Source organism: Streptomyces sp. NBC_00986, from assembly GCF_045162565.1.
Classification (GTDB): Bacteria; Actinomycetota; Actinomycetes; order Streptomycetales; family Streptomycetaceae; genus Streptomyces.
On sequence record NZ_CP108733.1, the window covers coordinates 8,576,270 to 8,599,714 of the forward strand.

Consider the following 23,445-nt stretch of genomic DNA (forward strand, 5'->3'; position numbering starts at 1 on the left):
TGAAGAGCCTTGCCTACACCGGGTCGTACGTCCGCTCCACCTTCTGCGTGCCGCTCCGCGTCCGGTACGACCGCTCCCAGGACGAGGTCGCGGTCGCCGAGGTGCGGTCGGACAGGACGTAGTAGTCCATCTGCGCGCGGTCGGCCGTGATGTCCAGGACGCCGTAGCCGTGGCGGTCCGTGTCGACCCAGTGCACGTGCCGGTTGGCGAGCTGGATCACCGGTGCGGCGAGCGCGGAGACCGTGCCCTCGGGGACCTTCACGATGTCGTCGAGGTTGTCGGAGGTGACCGAAGTGATCACGAACTCCGTTGCCGCGGACGGCGACAGGGGGTATGTGCCGGCGTCCACCGGTACGTCGTTGGCCCAGGACATGTGGATGTCGCCGGTGAGGAAGACCGTGTTGCCGATCGCGTTCGAGCGCAGATGCGCGAGGAGTTCACGGCGGTCGTCGGTGTAGCCGTCCCACTGGTCGGTGTTGACGCCTATGCCGTCCTGCGGCAGGTCCAGCAGCTTGGCGAGCGGCTTGAGCAGGTCGGCGGTGAGCGAGCCGATGACGAACGGCGCGATCATCACCGAGTTGCCGACCAGCCGCCACTTGGTGTCCGACGCCTTCAACCCGGCCTTCAGCCAGTCGAGTTGGGCGCGTCCCGTGATCGTACGGTCCGGGTCGTCGACCGAACCGCTGCCCGAACTCGCCTGCTGCGAACGGAAGGAGCGCAGGTCGAGGAGCGAGAGGTCCGCCAGCTTGCCGAAGCGCAGACGGCGGTAGGTCGTGCCCGCGATCGCCGGGCGGACCGGCATCCACTCGAAGTACGCCTGTTTCGCGGCCGCTTGACGGGCCGTCCAGGTGCCCTCGGCGCCCTCGGTGTGGTTGACCGCCCCGCCGGACCAGGCGTTGTCGGCGAACTCGTGGTCGTCCCAGATCGCGATGACCGGTGCCTTGGTGTGCAGCGCCTGGAGATCCGGGTCGGTCTTGTACTTGCCGTGCCGGGTGCGGTAGTCGGCGAGCGTGATGATCTCGTTCAGGGGCGCGTGCTGCCGTACGACCGTGCCGCGCGCCGCGTACTCGCCGGACTTGTACTCGTAGATGTAGTCACCCAGGTGCAGCCACGCGTCGAGGTCGTTGCGGGCCGCGAGATGGCGGTACGACGAGAAGAAGCCGGCCTCCCAGTTGGCGCAGGTGACGACGCCGAAGCGCAGGCCGGTCACGCTCGCGTCCGCCGCCGGCGCGGTGCGGGTGCGCGCCGCCGGGGAGTCGGTGCCGCCGGCCGAGAAGCGGAACCAGTAGTCGGTGGCCGGTGCCAGGCCGCGGATGTCGGCCTTCACGGTGTGGTCGGAGGCGGCGGTCGCGGTGAGGGAGCCCCGGGAGACGACGTTCGTGAACGCCTTGTCGGTGGCGACTGTCCAACTCACCTCGGTGTCCGGGCCGAGCCCGGAGCCGGGGACCGCCTCGGCGGTGGGCGTCACCCGGGTCCACAGCAGGATGCCGTCCGGGAGCGGGTCCCCGGAGGCGATCCCGTGCAGGAAGGAGGGGGTGTCGGTGGCGGCCCCTGCGGGCAGCGTGGCGATCAGTGGGCCGGCCAGGACGGCGGTGGCGGCCGCGGCCTTGACGACCGTACGGCGGCGCGGGGAGGGCGAGTTGACGCTCTCGGGTGCTCTGTATCGACTGGTCACGAGCGACCAGGTTACTGATCAGTATTAACGAGAGCGGGCGAACTCGTAAAAGTTCGCCCGCTCTTCGGCTGCGCGTCTTGCAACAGCGTCCTACAAGGCTCAGGCCTTGAGGGCCGCCGTGATCGCCGTGGTGAAGTCGGCCACCGTCATCGGCGCGTTCGTGCCGTCCGAGCCGGTCAGCGTCTTGCCGTCCATCTTCAGGGTCGGGGTGCCGGTCACCCCGCTCTTGTCGAACGTCGCGGACATGTCCAGCGCCCACTTGTCGTAGGTGCCGGCCTTCACGGCCTTCTGGAAGGCCGCGTTGTTCTTCAGGGCGGGGACCGTGTTCGCGACCTTGATCAGGTACGAGTCGTCCTTGAACTTGTCGGTCGTCTCGTCCGGGTGGTACTTCGTCGAGTAGAGCGCGGTCTTGTACTCGAGGAACGCCTCGGGGCTGACGTTCAGCGCGGCACCCATGGCGCTCAGCGCGTTCTTGGAGCCCTCGCCGTTGTCCTTGTTGTCGATGAACGTGGCGCCGACGTACTGGATCTTGAACTTGCCGGCGTCGAAGTCGCTCTTCACCGTCGAGCCGACGGTCTGTTCGAACTGGGCGCAGATCGGGCAGCGCGGGTCCTCGTACATGACCAGGGTCTTCTTGGCGGTGCTCTTGCCGAGGACGACCGTCGTGCCGTTGGTGCCGGTGGTGTTGGCCGGCTTGACGAGCTTGTCGTCCTTCGCCGACTCCCAGTAGGAGGGCTTGTTGTTCTGTACGACCGCGTAGCCGATGCCGCCGGCTATCGCGAGGACGCCGACGACCGAGGCGGCGACTATGAGTTGCCGCCTGACCTTGGCGCGCTTGGCCTGGCGCTCGCGCTCGGCGCGCAGCCGCTCACGGGCCGCCGTCTTCGCCGCCGCGCTGTTCCGCTTGCTCATGTTGGTGATCTCCATATGGGACGCGTATACGTCGTACGCGGAATACGTGTGGGGGACTGATGTGTGCTCAGGTACCTGTGGGGTGTTCAGACCGCGGGCAGGACCGAGCACGGCGGTCCACGCCGTCCCAGGGAGTGCACCAGGAGCCGCTCACGGGCGGTGGCCATGCGGTGCGTGACGCGCGGCAGCCGGCGGACCGGCGCGGTGCGTCGGGCCGACACCGCGGCGACGGCCAGGAGCAGCGGGCGGAAGCCCACCACCGTGGCCGCGCGCAGCAGTTCGGACAGCGCGCGCTCGCCGCGGCGCAGATAGGCGGCGGCCATGAGGCCCACGCCGATGTGCGCGCCGAGCAGCAGCCAGGCGGCGGTGGCGTCGGTGTGGGTGAGCAGCGCCGCCGCCTGATGGGGATCGCCGGTCACGCGGGCCAGCGAGGTGCCCACGTCGCCGCCGCTGCACAGCACGTCCAGGCCGACCGCGCGCAGCGGTCCGGCGACCGGGCCGCCCGCCCTGCCGTAGCAGGCGTGCTGGCCGGTGGTGAAGACCGTGTCGGCGGCCAGCTCCAGCGGGATCAGCAGTGCGGCGATCCGGCCGAAGCCGCGCTCGCGGCCCGCGAGCGCGTACGCGATCACGAACACGGTGGCGGCGATCGCCGCCACCGTGCCGAGCGGCAGCGGGACCCGGGACAGCAGCACGTGCGACGCGGTGCTGAGCGTCACGACCAGTGCCGTGAACAGCGCCGCGCGTACGGCCCTGAGCTGGATCCCGGATATGTCCATAGCGGAGAGAGTCTGTCACGTGCTCCGGTAAGGCACCGCTAAAGGGTTCCTGTGAGCGTACGGATGGTTACAGACCCGGAATCCGGCCGTTGCGGAACAGGTCGACGAAGGTCTGGTGGTCGGCACGCGCGCGTGCGCCGTAGCTGTGCGCGAAGTCGACGAGCACGCCCGCGAAGCCGTCCTCGTCGGCCGCGATCGCCGCGTCGATGGCCCGCTCCGTGGAGAACGGCACCAGGGACTCGCCGGACTGGTCGTCGGCCGCCGCGTGCATCGTCGCCGTGGCCCGCCCGAGGTCCGCGACGACGGCGGCGATCTCCTCCGGGTCGTCGATGTCGCTCCAGTCCAGGTCCACGGCGTACGGCGACACCTCGGCGACCAGCTGCCCGGTCCCGCCCAGCTCGGTCCAGCCCAGCCACGGGTCCGCGTGCGCCTGGAGGGCGCGCTGCGAGATCACCGTGCGGTGGCCCTCGTGCTGGAAGTAGTCCCGGATCCCCGCGTCCGTGATGTGCCGCGAGACGGCCGGCGTCTGGGCCTGCTTGATGTAGATCACCACATCGTTCTCCAGGGCGTCGCTGTTGCCCTCCAGAAGGATGTTGTACGACGGCAGCCCGGCCGAGCCGATGCCGATGCCCCGGCGGCCGACGACGTCCTTGACGCGGTAGGAGTCGGGGCGGTCCAGGGAGGACTCGGGGAGCGTCTCCAGGTAGCCGTCGAAGGCCGCGAGGACCTTGTAGCGGGTCGCCGCGTCCAGCTCGATGGAGCCGCCGCCCGGCGCGAACCGGCGCTCGAAGTCACGGATCTCCGTCATCGAGTCCAGCAGCTCGAAGCGGGTCAGCGAGCGGGCCGTGCGCAGCGCGCCCAGCAGCGGGCCGTCGGCCGTGTCCAGCGTGAACGGCGGCACCTCGTCGCTCTTCGCGCCGGTCGCCAGCGCGTGCACCCGCTCGCGGTACGCGCCCGCGTAGACCTGCACCAGCTCGGTGATCTGCTCGTCACTGAGCGCCTTCGCGTACCCGATCAGGGCCACGGAGGCGGCGAAGCGCTTGAGGTCCCAGGTGAAGGGGCCGACGTAGGCCTCGTCGAAGTCGTTCACGTTGAAGACCAGGCGGCCGTTCGAGTCCATGTACGTGCCGAAGTTCTCGGCGTGCAGGTCGCCGTGGATCCACACACGCGAGGTGCGGTCGTCCAGGTACGGGCCGCCCCGCTTCTCGGCATCGAGGTCGTGGTAGAAGAGGCACGCCGTGCCCCGGTAGAACGCGAACGCCGAGGCTGCCATCTTCCGGAACTTCACGCGGAACGCGGCCGGGTCGGCGGCCAGGAGCTCGCCGAAGGCGGTGTCGAAGACGGCAAGGATCTCCTCGCCGCGGTGCTCGTCGTTGAGCTGCGGAACCGACATCGCTCTGTGCCTCCTGGTACGGGTGGTGCGTGACATGTGACGGGTCTGTCGTCACCTTCCAACGCTCGAAGGTACGTGGGAGTGCCCGCCGTGTGTCAGTCCCGAGGCATAGGATTCGGTCTCGTCCCCCCAGACCGTCCGCTGCTCTTTGTCGATCGTTTCCCCTGTTATCCCTGGAGGCCAAGCCGTGTCAAAGCCGCCGTTCACGCACCTGCATGTCCACACCCAGTACTCGCTCCTGGACGGTGCCGCGCGGCTGAAGGACATGTTCGACGCGTGCAACGAGATGGGCATGACCCATATCGCGATGTCCGACCACGGCAACCTGCACGGGGCCTACGACTTCTTCCACACGGCGAAGAAGGCGGGCGTCACGCCGATCATCGGCATCGAGGCGTACGTCGCCCCCGAGTCGCGGCGCAACAAGCGCAAGATCCAGTGGGGCCAGCCGCACCAGAAGCGCGACGACGTGTCCGGTTCCGGTGGTTACACCCACAAGACGATCTGGGCGGCGAACAAGACGGGCCTGCACAACCTCTTCAAGCTGTCCTCGGACGCGTACGCCGAGGGCTGGCTCCAGAAGTGGCCGCGCATGGACAAGGAGACCATCTCCCAGTGGTCCGAGGGGCTCATCGCCTCCACGGGCTGTCCCTCGGGTGAGCTCCAGACCCGGCTGCGCCTCGGGCAGTACGACGAGGCACTGAAGGCGGCCGCCGAGTACCAGGACATCTTCGGCAAGGACCGGTACTTCCTGGAGCTGATGGACCACGGCATCGAGATCGAACACCGGGTCCGTGACGGCCTGTTGGACATCGGCAAGAAGCTCGGCATCCCGCCCCTGGTGACCAACGACTCGCACTACACGTACGCCCACGAGTCGGTGGCGCACGACGCCCTGCTCTGCATCCAGACCGGCAAGAACCTCTCCGACCCGGACCGCTTCCGCTTCGACGGCACCGGCTACTACCTGAAGTCCACCGACGAGATGTACGCCGTGGACTCCTCGGACGCCTGGCAGGAGGGCTGCCGCAACACCCTCCTGGTCGCCGAACAGATCGACACCACCGGCATGTTCGAGGCGAAGAACCTCATGCCGAAGTTCGACATCCCGGACGGCTTCACCGAGGTCACCTGGTTCAAGGAGGAGGTCCGCCGCGGCATGGAGCGCCGCTTCCCGGGCGGCATCCCCGACGACCGCCAGAAGCAGGCGGACTACGAGATGGACGTCATCATCCAGATGGGGTTCCCGGGCTACTTCCTTGTCGTCGCCGACTTCATCATGTGGGCGAAGAACAACGGCATCGCGGTGGGCCCCGGCCGTGGTTCCGCGGCCGGTTCGATCGTCGCGTACGCCATGGGCATCACCGACCTCGACCCGATCCCGCACGGCCTGATCTTCGAGCGGTTCCTCAACCCCGAGCGCGTCTCCATGCCCGATGTCGACATCGACTTCGACGAGCGTCGGCGCGTCGAGGTGATCCGGTACGTGACGGAGAAGTACGGCGCCGACAAGGTCGCCATGATCGGCACCTACGGCAAGATCAAGGCCAAGAACGCGATCAAGGACTCCGCGCGCGTGCTGGGCTACCCGTACGCGATGGGCGACCGGCTCACCAAGGCGATGCCCGCCGACGTCCTCGGCAAGGGCATCGACCTCTCCGGCATCACCGACCCCAAGCACCCCCGCTACGGCGAGGCGGGCGAGATCCGCGGGATGTACGAGAACGAGCCGGACGTCAAGAAGGTCATCGACACCGCCAAGGGCGTCGAGGGCCTGGTCCGGCAGATGGGCGTGCACGCCGCCGGCGTCATCATGTCCAGCGAGCCCATCGTCGACCACGCACCGGTGTGGGTGCGGCACACCGACGGCGTGACCATCACGCAGTGGGACTACCCGCAGTGCGAGTCGCTCGGCCTGCTGAAGATGGACTTCCTGGGCCTGCGCAACCTCACGATCATGGACGACGCCATCAAGATGGTGAAGTCCAACAAGGGCATCGACCTGGAGATGCTCGCCCTCCCGCTGGACGACCCCAAGACCTTCGAACTCCTCTGCCGCGGCGACACGTTGGGCGTCTTCCAGTTCGACGGCGGCCCGATGCGCTCACTGCTGCGCCAGATGCAGCCCGACAACTTCGAGGACATCTCCGCCGTCTCGGCCCTGTACCGCCCCGGCCCGATGGGCATGAACTCGCACATCAACTACGCCGAGCGCAAGAACAAGCGCCAGGAGATCACCCCGATCCACAAGGAGCTGGAGGAGCCTCTCGAGGAGGTCCTCGCGGTGACCTACGGCCTGATCGTGTACCAGGAGCAGGTGCAGAAGGCCGCCCAGATCGTCGCCGGGTACTCGCTCGGCGAGGCCGACATCCTGCGCCGCGTGATGGGCAAGAAGAAGCCCGACGAGCTGGCGAAGAACTTCACCATCTTCCAGGCGGGCGCCAAGAAGAACGGCTACAGCGACGAGGCGATCCAGGGCCTGTGGGACGTCCTGGTCCCCTTCGCCGGCTACGCGTTCAACAAGGCGCACTCCGCCGCGTACGGCCTGGTCTCGTACTGGACCGCCTACCTGAAGGCCAACTACCCGGCCGAGTACATGGCGGCGCTGCTCACCTCGGTCAAGGACGACAAGGACAAGTCCGCGATCTACCTGAACGAGTGCCGCCGCATGAAGATCAAGGTGCTCCCGCCGAACGTCAACGAGTCGGTGCACAACTTCGCCGCCCAGGGCGACGACGTGATCCTCTTCGGCCTGGAGGCCGTGCGCAACGTCGGCACGAACGTGGTCGACTCGATCATCAGGTCCCGCAAGGCGAAGGGGAAGTACGGCTCCTTCCCCGACTACCTGGACAAGGTCGAGGCCGCCGCCTGCAACAAGCGCACCACCGAATCCCTCATCAAGGCCGGTGCGTTCGACACCCTGGGCCACACCCGCAAGGGCCTCACCGCGCACTTCGAGCCGATGATCGACAACGTGGTGGCGGTCAAGCGCAAGGAGGCCGAGGGGCAGTTCGACCTCTTCGGCGGTATGGGCGAGGAGGACACCAGCGAGCCCGGCTTCGGACTCGACGTGGAGTTCACCACCGACGAGTGGGAGAAGACGTATCTCCTCGCCCAGGAGCGGGAGATGCTCGGTCTGTACGTCTCCGACCACCCGCTCTTCGGCCTGGAGCACGTGCTGTCCGACAAGGCCGACGCGGGCATCGCCCAGCTCACCGGAGGTGAGCACGGGGACGGCGCGGTCGTCACCATCGGCGGCATCATCTCGGGCCTCCAGCGCAAGATGACCAAGCAGGGCAACGCCTGGGCGATCGCCACCGTCGAGGACCTCGCGGGCTCCATCGAGTGCATGTTCTTCCCGGCGTCCTACCAGCTGGTGTCGACCCAGCTCGTCGAGGACACCATCGTGTTCGTCAAGGGCCGCCTCGACAAGCGCGAGGACGTGCCGCGCCTGGTCGCGATGGAGATGCAGGTCCCGGACGTGTCGAACGTGGGCACCAACGCACCCGTGATCCTCACCATCCCGGCGACCAGGGTCACTCCGCCCATGGTCAGCAGGCTCGGTGAGATCCTCAGCCACCACCGGGGCGACAGCGAGGTCCGCATCAAGCTCCAGGGCCCGACCAAGACCACGATCCTGCGTCTGGACAAGCACCGGGTGAAGCCCGACCCGGCGCTGTTCGGCGACCTGAAGGTGCTGCTCGGCGCGGCCTGCCTGGCGGGCTGAGCACCAGGCGTACAGACAGGACTGAGGGGCGCATCCGTCGACGGATGCGCCCCTCAGTCGTTCAACAACCCTTAAAGCAGGCCTCAGTTGTGGCCGAAGCGCTTCTGCTTGCCCTTGCGGGCCATGTCGCCGGGTGTCACCTGGGATATGCGCTGCTCGGCCTGTGCCTCCATCGAGGACGACGTGGCCTGCTCCTGGGCGCGCTCCGACTGCGGCTGCTTACGGTCACGGTTCTTGTTCTTGGCCATGGTGATCTGCCTCCTGAGGGGGATCTAGGGGCCAGGGCCGCGACCAGATTCACATAGCCTGACGAAGAACGCATTTCGGATAATTACCGTGTGTGACATGGTTGGTACGAGAGAGAAGTCCCGAAACGCCACGCCGAAGATCGAGTTCGGGCCGTTAACCCCTGCGCGGTCGGGCAGACTCGAAGCAAGCCCGAAGTGAACCGACCGGGAAGAGGGTGAGTCGCGTGGACCGCTGCATCGTCCTGGTGGACGCCGGGTATCTGCTGGGGGCCGCAGCAAGTCTCCTCGCCGGAGAGCCCTCGCGTTCCAGGATCACCGTCGATCACGCCGCCCTCATCCAGGGCCTGCGCGAGCGCGCCGAGTCCGACACCGAACGACCCCTGCTACGCATCTACTGGTTCGACGGCGCCCCCGACCGCGTCCCGCAGCCCGAGCACCGCAGGCTCCGCGTGATGCCCCGCGTGACCGTCCGCCTCGGCGCCCTGACCCGCAGCGACGGCCGCTGGGCGCAGAAGGGTGTCGACGCCGCCATGCACGCCGAGCTGACCGAGCTGGCCCGCAACCGCGCCTGCTCCGACGTCGTGCTCGTCACCGGTGACGGCGATCTGCTGCCGGGCATGATGGCCGCCAAGGAGCACGGCGTCGCCGTACACCTGTGGGCCGTGCAGGCCGCGGACGGGGACTACAACCAGTCCGAGGACCTGGTCGCCGAGGCCGACGAGCGGCGGGTGCTGGACCGGACCTGGATCACCAAGGCCGTACGGGCGAAGGACCTCGGCGGGGTGTGCGCGCCGCCGCCCGTGCCGCGTCCGGAGATCGCCGCGATCCTGTCCGCTCCGCTGCCCGAGTCCGCGCCGGCCACGCGCGAGCGGCCGGCCCAGGAGAGCGAGCACGCGACTGCCGAGGCCGGCTCGGAGAACGGCACGCAGGAGCGGGTGCCCGCGCCCAAGGGCGTGCCCACCCCGAAGGACCTGGCGAGCCTGAAGGCCCCCGGTGCCGCCGCCCCCGCGCAGCAGCCCGCGAGCGCGACCCTGCGCTGGTCCTCCGACAAAGGGTGGGTCGACCGGCCGGGCGGCGCCGCCGAGTCGCCCGAGGTCGCCTCGATGCCGACGCTGGCCCAGCTGACCACCGCCGAGCAGCGCTGGGCCGACCGCGAGGAGGACATCACCACGGTCGGCGGCGACCCGTACGAGGTCGGCCAGGTCTTCGCCCGCCGCTGGATGGGCCGCCTCGGCGACCACGGCAGCCACCTGCAGAAACTGTCCGGGATGTACCCCCGCGTCCCGCACCGCATCGACGGCGAACTGCTGCGCTACGCCGCCCGGTTCGGCCTCCTCGCGCACAAGGACGACCAGATCGACGAGCACGACCGGTACGCGATCCGGGCCGGTTTCTGGCGCGAGATCGACGTACGGACGGCCGCGGAGCACGCGCCCGCCGGAGAGTGAGCGGACGCGGTCGGTCCGGTTGTCGAACCGACTTGTGACGGGATTGTCTTTACCGGCGGATATGCCGTTCTCGACCGACCCGCGAACGGGCAGGGCTCCCGGACCCCGTAGTCTCGTCCCGTGAGTACGCGCGCGGGACAGGCACTTCGACACGGTGATGATGTCGTGTGCGCGGTGCGCGGGCTCAGCAAGACCTATCCGGCGGTGCGCGGACGGCGCGGTGCGCCTGGCACCCCCGAGGTGCGGGCCACCGACGACGTCACCCTCGACATCCGCCGGGGCGAGATCTTCGGGTTGCTCGGGCCGAACGGCGCCGGCAAGTCCACCCTCGTACGCCAGCTGACCGGGCTCATGCGGCCCGACGCCGGCAGCGTCGAGATCCTCGGCCACGACATCGTCCGCCACCCGGAGCGGGCCGCGCGGATCCTCGCCTACCTCGGCCAGGAGTCCTCCGCCCTCGACGAACTCACCGTGTCGCTCGCCGCCGAGACCACCGCCCGGCTGCGCGGCCTGGATCTGCGCGACGCACGGGCCGAACGGGACGCCGTACTCGACGAGTTGGGGCTCACGGCCATTGCCGGGCGGCCGCTCAAGAAGCTGTCCGGCGGGCAGCGGCGGCTGGCGTGTGTGGCCGCCGCGCTGGTCGGGGAGCGGCCGCTGCTGGTGCTCGACGAGCCGACCACGGGGATGGACCCGGTGGCGCGCAGGGCCGTGTGGTCCGCCGTCGACCGGCGCCGGGCCGAGCGCGGGTCCACCGTGCTGCTCGTCACCCACAACGTCATCGAGGCCGAGACCGTCCTCGACCGGGTCGCCGTCCTCGACCAGGGCAAGGTCATCGCCTGTGACACCCCCGCCGGGCTCAAGGAACAGGTCGCGGGCGAGGTGCGGGTCGAGCTGGTGTGGCGGGAGAAGCCGCCGCTGGACGTCCCGGAGGTCGCCGCGCTGCGGGACCGGGCCGTCGAGTCCGGCCGCCGCTGGACGCTCAGGCTCGCCCCCGAGGAGGCCCGGGTGGCCGTTGCCACGGTGACCGGCGGGGCCGCGTTCGCCGCCCTGGACGACTTCACCCTGGCCACGCCCAGCCTGGAGGACGTGTATCTGACGCTGGGCGGAAACGCGCAGGGGCTGGTGAAGGCATGAGTACACGGGCCGTCGTATCCGTATGGGACAGGGCGACTGCCGTTGTATCCGTAGGGGACAGGCCGGCTTCCGGCGTCGAGAGGAGCAGCGCGACGTGAGTGTCGTATCCGCCGATGTTCTGCCGAGTGGCCCCCTGGCCGTGCCGGAGGCCACCGCCTCGGGCGCGGCCGAGCTGGGGCCGAAGGCCAGGCTGTGGCCGTCCATGGCCGCCGTGTACCGGGCGCAGCTGTCCCGGGCGCGGGTCGCGCGGATCCCGCTACTGTTCGTGGCGACCTTCCAGTCGGTCGGCATCCTGATCATGATGCGCGGGGTCGTCGACGGCGGCAGCCACGACGCCCGGTTCGTGGTCGCCGGCTCGTCCGTGCTCGTCGTCGCCTACGTCGGGCTCAACCTCCTCGCGCAGTACTTCGGGCAGCTGCGCGGCAGCGGCGGGCTCGACCACTACGCCACCCTGCCGGTGCCGCCCGCGGCCGTGGTGCTGGGCGCGGCGGGGGCGTACGCCTCCTTCACCGTGCCGGGGACCGCGCTCACCGCCGTCTTCGGATGCGTGCTGTTCGGACTGCCGATGGGGAACATCTGGATCCTGGCGGCGGTGATCCCGCTCGCCGGCGCCGCGCTCGCGGGGCTCGGGGCGGCGCTGGGATTGCTGGCGCCTCGGCCTGAACTCGCCACGCTGCTCGGGCAGTTGGGCATGTCCGCGGCTTTGTTGCTGGGTGTGCTGCCTGCTGATCGGATGCCCGACGCGGTGCGGTTCCTGCGGGATCTGGTGCCCTCGACGTACGGCGTGGAGGCGTTCGCGCAGACCTTCGCGGCGCATCCGGACTGGGCGCTCGTCCTCGGTGACCTCGCCGTATGCGCCGGGGTCGGGGTCGTTTCGCTGGCCGTCGCCGCCTGGGCGTACCGTCGGGCTGCCGTCCGGTGACGCGCCGCACAGCCGGGCCTGGCACGATGGCATCGTGACCGCACCGCTGACTCCGCCTCCGCCGCCGCGTGACCAGTCCCCGCACGATGCGTGGCAGCCGCCGGGTGACCCGGGCACCTCGGGTGCCCCCGGCGCCTCGGCCGACCCGGGTGCCTCTGGTGCCGGGTATCCCGCGTATCCCCCGCAGGAAGCGTCCTACGGCCAGGACGGGCCCGGCATCAAGACCGAGCTGATCGAGGCCGTCGTCGTCACGGTCGCCTCGGCGGTCGGTGGGGTGTTGCTCGGGGTGCTGTGGTGGTGGCTGGCGCCGCATGTGCCGCTCGTCGGGGACCTGGTCGACAAGAGCTGGGTCGTCTACCTCAAGGACTCCGAGGGTGAGCAGGCCGTGGGGGTGGACGGAACGTTCACTCTGCTTGCCGTGGCTTTCGGGGTCGTGAGCGCGCTTGTTGTCTTTTTGCTGCGGCGGCGTGGGGGAGTGGCGCTGGTCGCCGCGCTGACCCTGGGTGGGCTGCTCGCCTCGTTCATCGCGTGGCGGCTGGGGATGTGGTTCGGGCCGACCAAGGATGTGCTCGCCCACGCGAAGGCTGCGGGTAAGGGGGTTACGTTTTCTGCGCCGCTGAAGTTGGGGGCGAAGGGGGCGTTGCTGGCCTGGCCGGTTGCCGCGCTGGTCGTTCATCTGGGGCTGACGGCGTTGTTCGGGCCTCGGGATCCTGAGCCGGGGTATGTGCAGCAGGGGGTTGGGCCTACGGATGGGTACGGGGCTCCTCTGTCCTAGGTTTTTTCGCCCCCGCCGCCCCTACCCGTCCCATCCCCAGGGGCTGCCGCCCCTTCCGCCCCGCCTGGGGGCTGCGCCCCCAGACCCCCTTCGGCCTGAACGGCCTCGTCCTCAAACGCCGGACGGGCTGGATGCAGCCGGCCTGTGTTGAGGAGTGGCGGCCCCCCGGAAACGTCTACGCCGGCCTGCGCCCGTGATTAGCCCTGTGCTTCCGTACGCGCCACTTTCGTTTCCGCGTTTTCTTCGACATGCCCCTTGTGCTTAACCGAGGACAGGCGCGGCGTCGAGAGGCTACGCACGGCCGATGGTAGCCAGTACCGCGTTCGTGAGGGTTTTCAGGTCATCGGGGGAGAGCTCCACCTCCAGGCCGCGGCGGCCGGCCGAGACGCAGATCGTGGGGTGGGTGGTGGCCGAGGCGTCCAGGACCGTGCGGAGTTTTTTGCGTTGGCCCAGGGGGGAGATGCCGCCTCGGACGTAGCCCGTGGTGCGTTCGGCGAGGGTCGGGTCGGCCATCGTGGCGCGTTTGCCGCCCACCGCCGATGCGAGGGCCTTGAGGTCCAGTTGGCCTGCCACCGGGACGACCGCGACCGTCAGGGCGCCGTCCACGTCCGCCAGCAGGGTTTTGAAGACCCGCTCCGGGGAGACGCCCATCGCCTCGGCCGCCTCCTCGCCGTAGGAGGGGTGGGACGGGTCGTGGTCGTAGGCGTGGAGTTCGTACGGCACCCCCGCGGTCGTCAGGGCGACCGTCGCCGGGGTGCCGCCCGACTGCTGCTGTTTCTGCTTCTTGGCCATCAGGGAACTTCCGCCTCAGTTCAGGCTTGTCGGGCCCCGGGTCAGGTCCGATGCCGGTAGGGACGGCAGGTTACGGATGATGGCCGTCTCGGAGCGAAGGAGTTTCAGTTCGTCGCGCAGGCGGGAGGCGGTGTCGGGGGCCTGGAGGAGGCGTTGTTTGGTCGCCGTGTCCAGCATCATCGCCGCCGCGACCAGGTACGAGACCACGGCCGGCTCGTCGGGGAGCTCGGCCTCGCCCGTGGACAGGGTGCGTTCGCGGGCGCCCGCCAGGCGCTTCTGGTACTGGCGGAACGCGCGTAGCACGCCCTCAGCCAGCGCGCCCGCCTCGTCGCCCTTCTCCTCGGGCAGCTCCTCCAGTTCGGCCGTCAGGAACGGGCCCGAGGCGTCCACGGAGAGCAGGCGCATGCGGGTCGTGCCCGTCGCCAGTACCTCGAAGGTGCCGTCGGCGCGCTCGCGGATCGTTGCCGCGTCGGCGATGCAGCCCACCGAGTGGAAGGCCTTGAGCGGGTCGGGGCCGAAGCCTGCCGTGGGGCCGCGTTCGGGCACGGCCGTCTGGTCGGGCATGCCCGGGGCGGTCGATGCCACCTCGTGGCCGTCGCGGATGGCCACGACGGCGAATCGGCGCGATTCCTCCTCAGGGGTCTTGAGCAGATCGCGCATCATGGCGCGATAGCGCTCCTCGAAAATGTTCAGAGGAAGCACGAGCCCCGGGAACAGAACAGAGTTCAGGGGGAAGAGCGGCAGCCGGACGGTGGTCACGGCGCAAAAGCCTAATGGTCGCCGGAGCGGGCACGTCCGTCGTGCTCACTCCGTGGATACCCGGGTGCGTCCTCGAACGCCCACGGCTGGGTCGGAATCGCCCGCAGGGCGGGGGGAACGGGGCCGCCGAGGGGGACGTCCGAGGCCACCGCTATGCGTACGCCGTCCCGGATTTCGAGGAACTGGCCCAGCGGGTCGTCCGAGATCCGGTCCCAGGGGAACGACGTGGCGTACGGGCCGATCAGGCGGAGCTGGTCCAGCGCGTCCGTCCATCGTTCCAGGCGGATGAGGACGTAGGTCAGGAGGTTGCGGACCTCGGCGGGCCACGGGTCGGCCGCCGCGTACGTGGCCGAGAGGGCGATCGCCAGGTCGGCCGCCGCGTCCAGGCGGGCGCGGGGGACCGTAGGAGCGCAGCCGTCGGTCAGGCACGCGAAGGCCGCGCGTACCGGCAGGGCCTGGACGAGTGAGCCCGGGAGGGCGTCCTGTGCGGCCGGTTCGGCGAAGTCGAAGCACTCGCGGTGGGAGCAGCGGGCGGTGTGGGGCGTGTCGCCCCACTGTGCGCAGCAGGCCGCCGACAGGTACTGGAGGGCGGCCACATGGCAGCCGTAGTGGTGCGGGGAGCGGCGGATCGCCTCGCCCCACAGCCGTTCGAACTCGGCGTGCCCGGCGTTCGTGCCCCGCGCCCGGTCCAGCGCGATCCGCCACGGCACCGGGTCGCGCGGTTCGGCCTCGGCCGCCGCCGTGATCAGTGGGCTCAGCTCGCGGAGCAGTTCGGCGCGGGCCGGCGACTCCCAGCCGCGGTCCATCGCCAGCTGTGCCGTGAGGAGGAGCGCGTCCGGGTTCCGCGGGGCGGCCGCGCACCAGTCGTCCAGCCACTCGGGGCGGCTGCGGGCGAACGCGGCGAGCCGGCGTGTGTGGCGGTCGCGGTCCTCCCACTCGGCGGCGGCGCGGGTGGTGGCCAGCAGTTCGGCGGCGGGTCCGTACTCGCCGCGCCCGGCCGCGACCAGTGCGGGGCCGAGCCGGTCGTCGGGCGCGTCGAGGAGGACCTCGTCGTCGGCCGGCAGCCCGGCGGCGAGCCGCGAGGTGTTCCTTGCCATCCGGGCGGTGCGGATGAACGCGCGCAGCAGAGCCATGGTGTCGACCATTGAAAGACCGCCGATCCGGAGTACGCCAGACCGTTTGACCACCCGGCTGAAAGTTGTACGCGCTTCGGTCAAGCCCAGGTAAAAGGTGACTGTTGCTCAACTGTTCGAGTGCTGTGCGCGCGGGCTTCCGAGGGGCCCTCTAGCCGCGTCTGAGCAGCCGTGTGGCGCCCGCCGCGACCGTCGTCGCCAGGATCCACCCCAGCAGGATCAGCGCCACCGACAGCCACTGCCAGCCGCCGTGCAGCTGCCACTGGCCCGCCTGCCCCAGGTCGATCACCGGCAGCAGCAGGTCCAGCGCGAACAGGGCGGGGCTCCACGGCGGATGCCCGTTCCCGTTCACCGGCGCGTGGTCGGCGTGCGCGAAGGCCAGCGAGCTCGCCGCCCACAGCACCGCCATCCATACGGCGGCCCGGCCCGGCCGGTACCCGTAGGCGACCGTCCAGTCCTGCACGACCCCCCACACCTTGGCCGCGATCGGCAGGCTCTCCCGGCGCCGCCGCTGCTTGGCGAGCAGCACCTCGCGCGCGTCCTCGTCCTCACCGGCGTTGCGCAGCACGGTCGCGAGCCGCTCGTACGGCTCCGGGGCGTACTCGGGGGTCGCCGCGGCCACCCAGTCGAGGCGGTCGTCCAGCGGGAACGGGCCCTGCGGTACGAGGTTCTCGTACGCGAAGCCGCCCATGTGCAGGTTGCCAGGACCCGGCCAACTGCTCGCCCGGTCAATGAGGTTGACCACTCGCGCCCCCGACAGCACCACCTTCCCGCGCTGCGGCCGCTCCCCGAGGAAGCGCAACTCCGGCGCCTGGATGCGCAGCAGCGACAGCTCCTGGTCGTCCGTGAACGTGAACCGGGCCCGCTCCAGATCCACCGCGTCCCCGAACCGCCCGTCGTCCAGCCGCATCCCGCCCTGGCACGAGAAACGCTGAATCCGGGTCCCGCGCGCGGGAGTTGTGCCGCTCAGCCAGGGACCGCCGACGCCCGCCGGGGTGAGGTACAGGGTGCGCCCCACGGTCAACTGGGGCGCGTTCAGGGCGAGTCGGCTGTACGGGTTCGCCAGCCGGGCCCCGCGCAGACTCAGCGAGACCCCGACCTTGGCGCTGCGCAGGCTCAACTCGCCGTGTGATTCGAGGAGTTCGGCCTGCAGATCCTGTCCCACGGTCATGCCGTCGGCGGCGATCGAACGCCCGGTGCGGTCCCGGTAGACGATCGCCTGGTTCAGCAGCAGGTCGGTGCCGATGTGCGCGTCGGTCAGCCGGACACCGTTGTGGAATCGGCAGCGCGGCAGATGCAGGTCACCCTCCGTATGTACCCGCGCCGCCTCCAGCCGCGGCACCGAGCAGTCCACCAGCCGTACGGTCTGGAAGCGGGCCTCCGGCAGCAGCACCTCCCGCTCGAAACGGCAGCCCTTCAGCTCGACGTACGGCGTGACGGTGCCGCCCGCCAGGTCCAGGACGCCGCTGATCTGCACGCCGGTGAGTTTCAGGGAGGCCACCCGGCCGGAGAGGGCGGGCGGTCCGTCGAGGAGCAGCCAGCACACGAACCGCGCCCGTACGGTCCGCTCCGGGCCCCACGGATGTCCGCCGTGCGGATCGTCGACGACACTGTCGCCGCTGCTCAGGTCGTACACGCTGCCGTTGCGGAAGGCCTGCCACATGCCGGCCTCGGCGGCGGTCGCATCGTCCGGCACATCCCCCGCGCGGAGGCCGGCACCCTCGGTCACTGCTCTTTCATCCCTCTCGACTACTCACGGGTTTCGCACAGCTGTTCATGCCCGCTCCGTGACGCCCGGAACACTAGACGTACTGTGCTTTGTGGGGGGACACCCCCCACACCCCCTGATCTTCCGGGTTCCGGCCACGTTCTGTATCAGCCATTGATACACGCGAACGGTGCCCGATCTCAGTCTGAGAGAATTGGCCCCGTGATCTCCCGAATCGATCTGCGCGGCGACGCCCTCCCCGAGGGACCCGCCCTGCGCGACCTGCTGCCCCGAGCCGACTTCGACGTCTCGGCCGCCCTGGAGAAGGTGCGTCCGATCTGCGAGGCCGTGCATCATCGGGGCGACGCGGCGCTGATCGACTTCGCCGAGAAGTTCGACGGCGTGCGGCTGGAATCGGTACGGGTTTCGGCGCAGGCGCTCAGCGACGCGCTGGAGCAGCTCGACCCGGAGGTGCGCGCGGCCCTGGAGGAGTCCATCCGGCGCGCCCGGCTCGTCCACCGCGAGCAGCGCCGTACGACGCACACCACCCAGGTCGTGCCCGGCGGCACGGTCACCGAGAAGTGGGTGCCGGTGGACCGGGTGGGGCTGTACGCGCCCGGCGGGCGGTCCGTGTACCCGTCGACCGTGGTCATGAACGTCGTTCCGGCGCAGGAGGCGGGTGTCGAGTCGATCGCCCTCGCCTCCCCGGCGCAGGCCGACTTCGACGGTCTGCCGCACCCGACGATCCTCGCCGCCTGCGCGCTGCTCGGCGTCGACGAGGTGTACGCGGCCGGTGGCGCGACCGCCGTCGCGATGTTCGCGTACGGCACCGAGTCGTGTGCCCCCACGAACATGGTCATGGGCCCCGGCAACATCTGGGTCGCCGCGGCCAAGCGCTACTTCGCGGGCAAGATCGGCATCGACACCGAGGCCGGTCCCACCGAGATCGCGATCCTCGCGGACGACACCGCCGACCCGGTGCACGTCGCCGCCGACCTGATCAGCCAGGCCGAACACGACCCGCTCGCCGCCGCCGTCCTGGTCACGGACTCCGTGCCGCTCGCGGACGCCGTCGAGAAGGAACTCGAACCGCAGGTCGCGGCCACCAAGCACATCGAGGACCGGATCGCCCCGGCGCTGGCGGGCAGGCAGTCCGCGATCGTCCTCGTCGACGGCATCGACGAGGGCCTGCGGGTCGTCGACGCGTACGGCGCCGAGCACCTGGAGATCCAGACGGCGGACGCGGCTGCCGTGGCCGACCGGGTGCGGAACGCGGGCGCGATCTTCGTCGGACCCTGGGCGCCCGTGTCGTTGGGCGACTACGCGGCCGGCTCCAACCACGTGCTGCCGACCGGGGGTTGCGCCTGCCACTCCTCCGGGCTCTCCGTGCAGTCCTTCCTGCGCGGCATCCACATCGTCGACTACACGAAGGACGCGCTGGCCGACGTGGCGCATCACGTGGTCACGCTGGCGGAGGCGGAGGACCTGCCCGCGCACGGCGCGGCGGTCAAGGCCAGGTTCGGTTGGAAGGTGCCCGGCAAGTGAGCTTCGGAATCGACGATCTTCCCGTACGGGACGAGCTGCGCGGCAAGTCCCCTTACGGCGCGCCCCAGTTGGACGTCCCCGTACGGCTGAACACCAACGAGAACCCCTACCCGCTGCCCGAGGCGCTGGTCGAGCGCATCGCCGAGCGGGTTCGTGAAGCCGCCCGCGATCTCAACCGCTACCCGGACCGGGACGCCGTAGAGCTGCGCACCGAGCTGGCCAACTACCTGACGAAGACCGGGAGTTACCGGGTCGGCGTCGAGAACGTGTGGGCGGCCAACGGCTCGAACGAGGTCATCCAGCAACTGCTCCAGACCTTCGGCGGGCCCGGCCGTACGGCGATCGGCTTCGAGCCGTCGTACTCGATGCACGCGCTCATCGCGCGCGGCACGGGGACGGGCTGGATCGCGGGTCCCCGCAACGAGGACTTCACGATCGACCTCCCGGCCGCCGAGCGGTGGATCGCGGAGAACCGGCCCGACGTCGTGTTCGTCACGACCCCCAACAACCCCACGGGCAACGCCGTTCCGCCCGAGACGGTCCTCGCGCTGTACGAGGCCGCGCAGGCCGCCAAGCCGTCGATGGTGATCGTCGACGAGGCGTACATCGAGTTCAGCCACGGCGACTCGCTGCTGCCGCTGCTCGAAGGTCGGCCGAATCTCGTCGTCTCGCGGACGATGTCGAAGGCCTTCGGGGCCGCTGGGCTCCGCCTCGGCTATCTCGCCGCGCACCCGGCCGTCGTCGACGCCGTCCAACTCGTACGGCTGCCCTACCACTTGTCGGCCGTGACCCAGGCGACCGCGCTGGCCGCCCTGGAGCACACCGACACACTGCTGGGGTATGTCGAGCAGCTGAAGTCCGAACGGGACCGGCTGGTGGGCGAGTTGAGGGCCCTCGGGTGTGAAGTCGTCGAGTCCGACGCGAACTTCGTGCAGTTCGGGCGGTTCGCGGACTCGCACACCGCCTGGCAGAAGATCCTCGACCAGGGCGTCCTGGTCCGGGACAACGGCATCCCGGGGTGGCTGCGGGTCTCCGCCGGAACCCCCGAAGAGAACGACGCGTTCCTCGACGCGGTCCGTGAGTTGATGAAGGAGCAGAACGCATGAACCGCGTAGGACGTGTGGAGCGGGTGACCAAGGAGACCTCGGTCGTCGTCGAGATCGATCTCGACGGCGCCGGCAAGGTCGACGTGTCGACAGGGGTCGGCTTCTACGACCACATGCTCGACCAGCTCGGCCGGCACGGTCTGTTCGACCTCACCGTGAAGACCGAGGGCGATCTGCACATCGACTCGCACCACACCATCGAGGACACCGCCCTCGCGCTCGGCGCCGCCTTCAAGCAGGCGCTCGGCGACAAGGTAGGGATCTACCGCTTCGGCAACTGCACGGTCCCGCTGGACGAGTCCCTCGCCCAGGTGACCGTCGACCTCTCCGGCCGCCCGTACCTCGTGCACACCGAGCCCGAGAACATGGCGCCGATGATCGGCGAGTACGACACGACGATGACCCGGCACATCCTGGAGTCCTTCGTCGCGCAGGCCCAGATCGCGCTGCACGTGCACGTGCCGTACGGGCGCAACGCGCACCACATCGTGGAGTGCCAGTTCAAAGCCCTCGCCCGCGCCCTGCGCTACGCCTCCGAGCGCGACCCGCGCGCGGCCGGCATCCTCCCCTCCACGAAGGGCGCGCTGTGACCGGCCTCTCCAGCCTCCTGATCGTCGTCGGACTCTTCCTCCTCGGCGGGGTCTACTCCTTCGTCAAGCAGAAGATGCCGCGTCAGCTCATCGTGTTGGTTTCCATCGGCGCGGCGATGTGTCTGGTCGCGGGGGTCATGCGGTTGGCGGTGTGGAGTTGAGCGCAGGGAATGCCTCCAAGAAGGTCGTGGTCTTCGACTACGGCTTCGGGAACGTCCGTTCCGCCGAGCGTGCCCTCGCGCGCACGGGTGCCGAGGTCGAGATAACGCGTGACTACGACAAGGCCATGAACGCGGACGGCCTGCTGGTGCCCGGCGTCGGCGCCTTCGCCGCCTGCATGCAGGGCCTCAAGGAGGCGCGCGGCGACTGGATCGTCGGGCGTCGACTGGCCGGCGGGCGCCCGGTGATGGGCATCTGCGTCGGCATGCAGATCCTGTTCGCGCGCGGCATCGAGCACGGCGTCGAGACCGAGGGCCTGGACGAGTGGCCCGGCTCGGTCGAGCCGCTCCAGGCCGAGATCGTGCCCCACATGGGCTGGAACACCGTGGACACCCCGGCGGGCTCCCAGCTCTTCGCGGGCCTCGACGCGGACGCGCGCTTCTACTTCGTGCACTCCTACGCCGTCCACGACTGGTCCCTCGAAGTCGTGAACCCGGCGATGCGCGCCCCCCTGGTGACCTGGTCGACCCACGGCAAGCCCTTCGTGGCCGCCGTGGAGAACGGCGCCCTGTGGGCCACCCAGTTCCACCCCGAGAAGTCCGGCGACGCCGGAGCGCAGCTGCTGAACAACTGGATCGGAACCCTCTGATGCCTTCGAAGCTCGAACTCCTCCCCGCCGTGGACGTCCGCGACGGCCAGGCCGTCCGCCTGGTGCACGGCGAGTCCGGGACCGAGACCTCCTACGGCTCCCCCCTGGAGGCCGCCCTCGCCTGGCAGAGCTCCGGCGCCGAGTGGCTGCATCTCGTCGACCTGGACGCCGCCTTCGGCACCGGCGACAACCGCAAGCTCATCGCCGAGGTCGCCGGCGCCATGGACATCAAGGTCGAGCTGTCCGGCGGCATCCGCGACGACGACACCCTCGCCGCCGCCCTCGCCACCGGCTGCACCAGGGTGAACCTCGGCACCGCCGCGCTGGAGACCCCGGAGTGGGTCGCCAAGGTGATCGCCGAGCACGGCGACAAGATCGCGGTCGGCCTCGACGTACGCGGTACGACCCTGCGCGGACGTGGCTGGACCCGTGACGGCGGCGACCTCTACGAGACGCTGGACCGCCTCAACTCCGAGGGTTGCGCCCGGTACGTCGTCACCGACATCGCCAAGGACGGCACCCTCCAGGGCCCCAACCTGGAGCTGCTGCGCAACGTCTGCGCGGCGACCGACCGCCCGGTCGTGGCCTCCGGCGGCGTGTCGTCGCTCGACGACCTCCGCGCCATCTCCGAGCTGGTACCCCTCGGTGTCGAGGGCTCCATCGTCGGGAAGGCCCTGTACGCGAAGGCGTTCACCCTGGAAGAGGCCTTGGAGGCGGTGGCCCGGTGACCGAGCTACGACGCGTCGCGACCGGCGCCCCCTGGGAGGACGCCTTCGGCTACTCCCGCGCGGTGGAGCTGCCGAACGGCCTGGTGCTGGTCTCCGGGTGCACGTCGATAGTGGACGGCGAGATCGCCGGGGGCGGTCCCTACGAGCAGACGGTCAACGCGTTCAACGTCGCGTTCTCGGCGCTGGAGCAACTGGGTCTCGGCCCCGCCGATGTGGTGCGCACCCGTATGTACATCACCCACGCCCGAGACGTCGAGGACGTGGGCCGCGCACACAAGGAGCTGTTCGACGCGATCCGCCCCGCTGCCTCGATGATCATCGTCTCCGGCTTCGTCGACCCGAGCCTGGTCGTCGAGGTCGAGGTGGAGGCGTACCGCTCCGGCGGGGAAGCCGGGGAATCCGGGGAAGCCGGGGGGTCCGCATGACCCTCGCCGTACGAGTCATCCCCTGCCTGGACGTGGACAACGGCCGGGTCGTCAAGGGCGTCAACTTCCAGAACCTGCGCGACGCGGGCGACCCCGTCGAGATGGCCAAGGTCTACGACGCCGAGGGCGCCGACGAGTTGACCTTCCTGGACATCACCGCCTCCTCCGGCAACCGCGAGACGACGTACGACGTGGTCCGCCGCACCGCCGAGCAGGTCTTCATCCCGCTCACGGTCGGCGGCGGCGTCCGCACGGCCGAGGACGTGGACAAGCTGCTGCGGGCGGGCGCGGACAAGGTCGGCGTCAACACGGCGGCGATCACGCGCCCCGAGCTGATCCGGGAGATCGCGGAGCGGTTCGGCCGGCAGGTGCTGGTCCTGTCGGTGGACGCGCGGCGTACGGAGTCGGGTTCGTTCGAGGTGACCACCCACGGCGGTCGCCAGGGCACCGGCATCGACGCCGTCGAATGGGCGCACCGGGCGGCCGAGTTGGGGGCGGGGGAGATCCTGCTCAACTCGATGGACGCGGACGGTACGAAGGACGGCTACGACCTGGAGATGATCGCGGCCGTACGCAAGCACGTGACCGTGCCGGTCATCGCCTCCGGGGGCGCGGGCAAGCTCGCGGACTTTCCGCCGGCGGTGGCGGCGGGGGCGGATGCGGTGCTGGCGGCTTCGGTCTTCCACTTCGGGGATCTGCGGATCGGGGAAGTGAAGCAGGCGCTGCGGGAAGCGGGTCACCCGGTGCGGTGATCCTCTGAGATGTGTTGTAAGCCCCGGCTGCCTGGTGGTCGGGGCTTACTTGTGGGGAGATGCGAAAGAGAAGTTGCGCAAAATAT

22 protein-coding genes are annotated in these 23,445 nt (G+C 69.9%); 13 read left to right on the forward strand and 9 right to left on the reverse strand.

Annotation, left to right across the window (positions count from 1 at the left end):
• Positions 1–13: 13 nt before the first annotated feature.
• The 4 genes from OG504_RS38385 to OG504_RS38400 all read right to left on the reverse strand — a co-directional run bounded on the left by OG504_RS38385 (position 14) and on the right by OG504_RS38400 (position 4,756).
• Positions 14–1,675, reverse strand: coding sequence for an alkaline phosphatase D family protein (locus OG504_RS38385; protein ID WP_405993913.1), 1,662 nt, complete (start codon positions 1,673–1,675; stop codon positions 14–16).
• A 99-nt stretch (positions 1,676–1,774) separates the two neighbouring features.
• Positions 1,775–2,587, reverse strand: a complete 813-nt coding sequence (locus tag OG504_RS38390) for a thioredoxin domain-containing protein (RefSeq protein WP_405993914.1) — start codon at positions 2,585–2,587, stop codon at positions 1,775–1,777.
• A gap of 86 nt (positions 2,588–2,673) precedes the next feature.
• Positions 2,674–3,363: a hypothetical protein gene (locus tag OG504_RS38395; protein WP_405993915.1), complete on the reverse strand. Its 690-nt coding sequence runs from the start codon at positions 3,361–3,363 to the stop codon at positions 2,674–2,676.
• Between the two features lie 67 nt (positions 3,364–3,430).
• Complete coding sequence (locus tag OG504_RS38400) at positions 3,431–4,756, reverse strand: DUF2252 domain-containing protein (RefSeq protein WP_405993916.1); 1,326 nt, start codon at positions 4,754–4,756, stop codon at positions 3,431–3,433.
• A 187-nt stretch (positions 4,757–4,943) separates the two neighbouring features.
• Here OG504_RS38400 and dnaE point away from each other — a divergent pair, with 187 nt between their 5' ends.
• Positions 4,944–8,483, forward strand: coding sequence for a DNA polymerase III subunit alpha (gene dnaE / locus OG504_RS38405; RefSeq protein WP_405993917.1), 3,540 nt, complete (start codon positions 4,944–4,946; stop codon positions 8,481–8,483).
• Positions 8,484–8,566: 83 nt separating this feature from the next.
• On the opposite strand, the gene OG504_RS38410 is transcribed toward dnaE, so the two are convergent.
• A complete protein-coding gene (locus tag OG504_RS38410) occupies positions 8,567–8,731 on the reverse strand; it encodes a hypothetical protein (protein WP_019062300.1) in 165 nt (54 codons plus the stop codon).
• 224 nt (positions 8,732–8,955) lie between these two features.
• Here OG504_RS38410 and OG504_RS38415 point away from each other — a divergent pair, with 224 nt between their 5' ends.
• The 4 genes from OG504_RS38415 (at position 8,956) to OG504_RS38430 (ending at position 13,013) form a co-directional block, all read left to right on the forward strand.
• Positions 8,956–10,179 carry an NYN domain-containing protein gene (locus OG504_RS38415; RefSeq protein WP_405993918.1) on the forward strand — a complete coding sequence of 408 codons (1,224 nt, stop codon included), beginning with the start codon at positions 8,956–8,958 and terminating at the stop codon, positions 10,177–10,179.
• Between the two features lie 165 nt (positions 10,180–10,344).
• Positions 10,345–11,316, forward strand: a complete 972-nt coding sequence (locus OG504_RS38420) for an ABC transporter ATP-binding protein (protein WP_405996547.1) — start codon at positions 10,345–10,347, stop codon at positions 11,314–11,316.
• A gap of 94 nt (positions 11,317–11,410) precedes the next feature.
• Positions 11,411–12,238, forward strand: a complete 828-nt coding sequence (locus tag OG504_RS38425; protein ID WP_033284481.1) for an ABC transporter permease — start codon at positions 11,411–11,413, stop codon at positions 12,236–12,238.
• A 34-nt stretch (positions 12,239–12,272) separates the two neighbouring features.
• Positions 12,273–13,013, forward strand: a complete 741-nt coding sequence (locus OG504_RS38430) for a DUF2567 domain-containing protein (protein ID WP_405993919.1) — start codon at positions 12,273–12,275, stop codon at positions 13,011–13,013.
• A gap of 291 nt (positions 13,014–13,304) precedes the next feature.
• Here OG504_RS38430 and ybaK read toward each other — a convergent pair whose 3' ends face one another.
• From ybaK to OG504_RS38450, 4 genes are all read right to left on the reverse strand, one after another.
• On the reverse strand, positions 13,305–13,805 hold the full coding sequence (ybaK, locus tag OG504_RS38435; protein ID WP_405993920.1) for a Cys-tRNA(Pro) deacylase: 501 nt from the start codon (positions 13,803–13,805) through the stop codon (positions 13,305–13,307).
• 15 nt (positions 13,806–13,820) lie between these two features.
• Positions 13,821–14,564, reverse strand: a complete 744-nt coding sequence (locus OG504_RS38440) for an LON peptidase substrate-binding domain-containing protein (RefSeq protein WP_405993921.1) — start codon at positions 14,562–14,564, stop codon at positions 13,821–13,823.
• Between the two features lie 11 nt (positions 14,565–14,575).
• On the reverse strand, positions 14,576–15,709 hold the full coding sequence (locus tag OG504_RS38445; protein WP_405993922.1) for a hypothetical protein: 1,134 nt from the start codon (positions 15,707–15,709) through the stop codon (positions 14,576–14,578).
• A gap of 139 nt (positions 15,710–15,848) precedes the next feature.
• On the reverse strand, positions 15,849–17,426 hold the full coding sequence (locus OG504_RS38450; RefSeq protein WP_405993923.1) for an oxidoreductase: 1,578 nt from the start codon (positions 17,424–17,426) through the stop codon (positions 15,849–15,851).
• A 201-nt stretch (positions 17,427–17,627) separates the two neighbouring features.
• Here OG504_RS38450 and hisD point away from each other — a divergent pair, with 201 nt between their 5' ends.
• The 8 genes from hisD to hisF are packed head-to-tail and all read left to right on the forward strand — an operon-like array spanning position 17,628 to position 23,359.
• Positions 17,628–18,950 carry a histidinol dehydrogenase gene (gene hisD / locus OG504_RS38455; protein WP_405993924.1) on the forward strand — a complete coding sequence of 441 codons (1,323 nt, stop codon included), beginning with the start codon at positions 17,628–17,630 and terminating at the stop codon, positions 18,948–18,950.
• Positions 18,947–20,056 carry a histidinol-phosphate transaminase gene (locus OG504_RS38460; RefSeq protein ID WP_405993925.1) on the forward strand — a complete coding sequence of 370 codons (1,110 nt, stop codon included), beginning with the start codon at positions 18,947–18,949 and terminating at the stop codon, positions 20,054–20,056. Before hisD ends, OG504_RS38460 begins: the two co-directional genes overlap by 4 nt.
• Positions 20,053–20,646: an imidazoleglycerol-phosphate dehydratase HisB gene (hisB, locus tag OG504_RS38465; protein WP_033284488.1), complete on the forward strand. Its 594-nt coding sequence runs from the start codon at positions 20,053–20,055 to the stop codon at positions 20,644–20,646. Before OG504_RS38460 ends, hisB begins: the two co-directional genes overlap by 4 nt.
• Positions 20,643–20,807, forward strand: coding sequence for a hypothetical protein (locus OG504_RS38470; RefSeq protein ID WP_327404766.1), 165 nt, complete (start codon positions 20,643–20,645; stop codon positions 20,805–20,807). Before hisB ends, OG504_RS38470 begins: the two co-directional genes overlap by 4 nt.
• Positions 20,804–21,454: an imidazole glycerol phosphate synthase subunit HisH gene (gene hisH / locus OG504_RS38475; RefSeq protein ID WP_405993926.1), complete on the forward strand. Its 651-nt coding sequence runs from the start codon at positions 20,804–20,806 to the stop codon at positions 21,452–21,454. The genes OG504_RS38470 and hisH overlap by 4 nt, the downstream gene beginning before the upstream one ends.
• Complete coding sequence (gene priA, locus OG504_RS38480) at positions 21,454–22,182, forward strand: bifunctional 1-(5-phosphoribosyl)-5-((5-phosphoribosylamino)methylideneamino)imidazole-4-carboxamide isomerase/phosphoribosylanthranilate isomerase PriA (RefSeq protein ID WP_328683917.1); 729 nt, start codon at positions 21,454–21,456, stop codon at positions 22,180–22,182. The genes hisH and priA overlap by 1 nt, the downstream gene beginning before the upstream one ends.
• Positions 22,179–22,607, forward strand: coding sequence for a RidA family protein (locus OG504_RS38485; protein WP_405993927.1), 429 nt, complete (start codon positions 22,179–22,181; stop codon positions 22,605–22,607). Before priA ends, OG504_RS38485 begins: the two co-directional genes overlap by 4 nt.
• On the forward strand, positions 22,604–23,359 hold the full coding sequence (gene hisF, locus OG504_RS38490; RefSeq protein ID WP_405993928.1) for an imidazole glycerol phosphate synthase subunit HisF: 756 nt from the start codon (positions 22,604–22,606) through the stop codon (positions 23,357–23,359). The genes OG504_RS38485 and hisF overlap by 4 nt, the downstream gene beginning before the upstream one ends.
• The last annotated feature ends 86 nt before the right edge of the window (positions 23,360–23,445 follow it).

What these genes read in the sequence shown, in the direction of transcription:
- OG504_RS38390 (WP_405993914.1), bottom strand. Translation starts at nt 2,587, where the DNA reads ATGAGCAAGCGGAACAGCGCGGCGGCGAAGACGGCGGCCCGTGAGCGG.
- OG504_RS38395 (WP_405993915.1), bottom strand. Translation starts at nt 3,363, where the DNA reads ATGGACATATCCGGGATCCAGCTCAGGGCCGTACGCGCGGCGCTGTTC.
- OG504_RS38400 (WP_405993916.1), bottom strand. Translation starts at nt 4,756, where the DNA reads ATGTCGGTTCCGCAGCTCAACGACGAGCACCGCGGCGAGGAGATCCTT.
- OG504_RS38410 (WP_019062300.1), bottom strand. Translation starts at nt 8,731, where the DNA reads ATGGCCAAGAACAAGAACCGTGACCGTAAGCAGCCGCAGTCGGAGCGC.
- ybaK (WP_405993920.1), bottom strand. Translation starts at nt 13,805, where the DNA reads ATGGCCAAGAAGCAGAAACAGCAGCAGTCGGGCGGCACCCCGGCGACG.
- OG504_RS38445 (WP_405993922.1), bottom strand. Translation starts at nt 15,709, where the DNA reads ATGGTCGACACCATGGCTCTGCTGCGCGCGTTCATCCGCACCGCCCGG.
- hisB (WP_033284488.1), top strand. Translation starts at nt 20,053, where the DNA reads ATGAACCGCGTAGGACGTGTGGAGCGGGTGACCAAGGAGACCTCGGTC.
- priA (WP_328683917.1), top strand. Translation starts at nt 21,454, where the DNA reads ATGCCTTCGAAGCTCGAACTCCTCCCCGCCGTGGACGTCCGCGACGGC.
- hisF (WP_405993928.1), top strand. Translation starts at nt 22,604, where the DNA reads ATGACCCTCGCCGTACGAGTCATCCCCTGCCTGGACGTGGACAACGGC.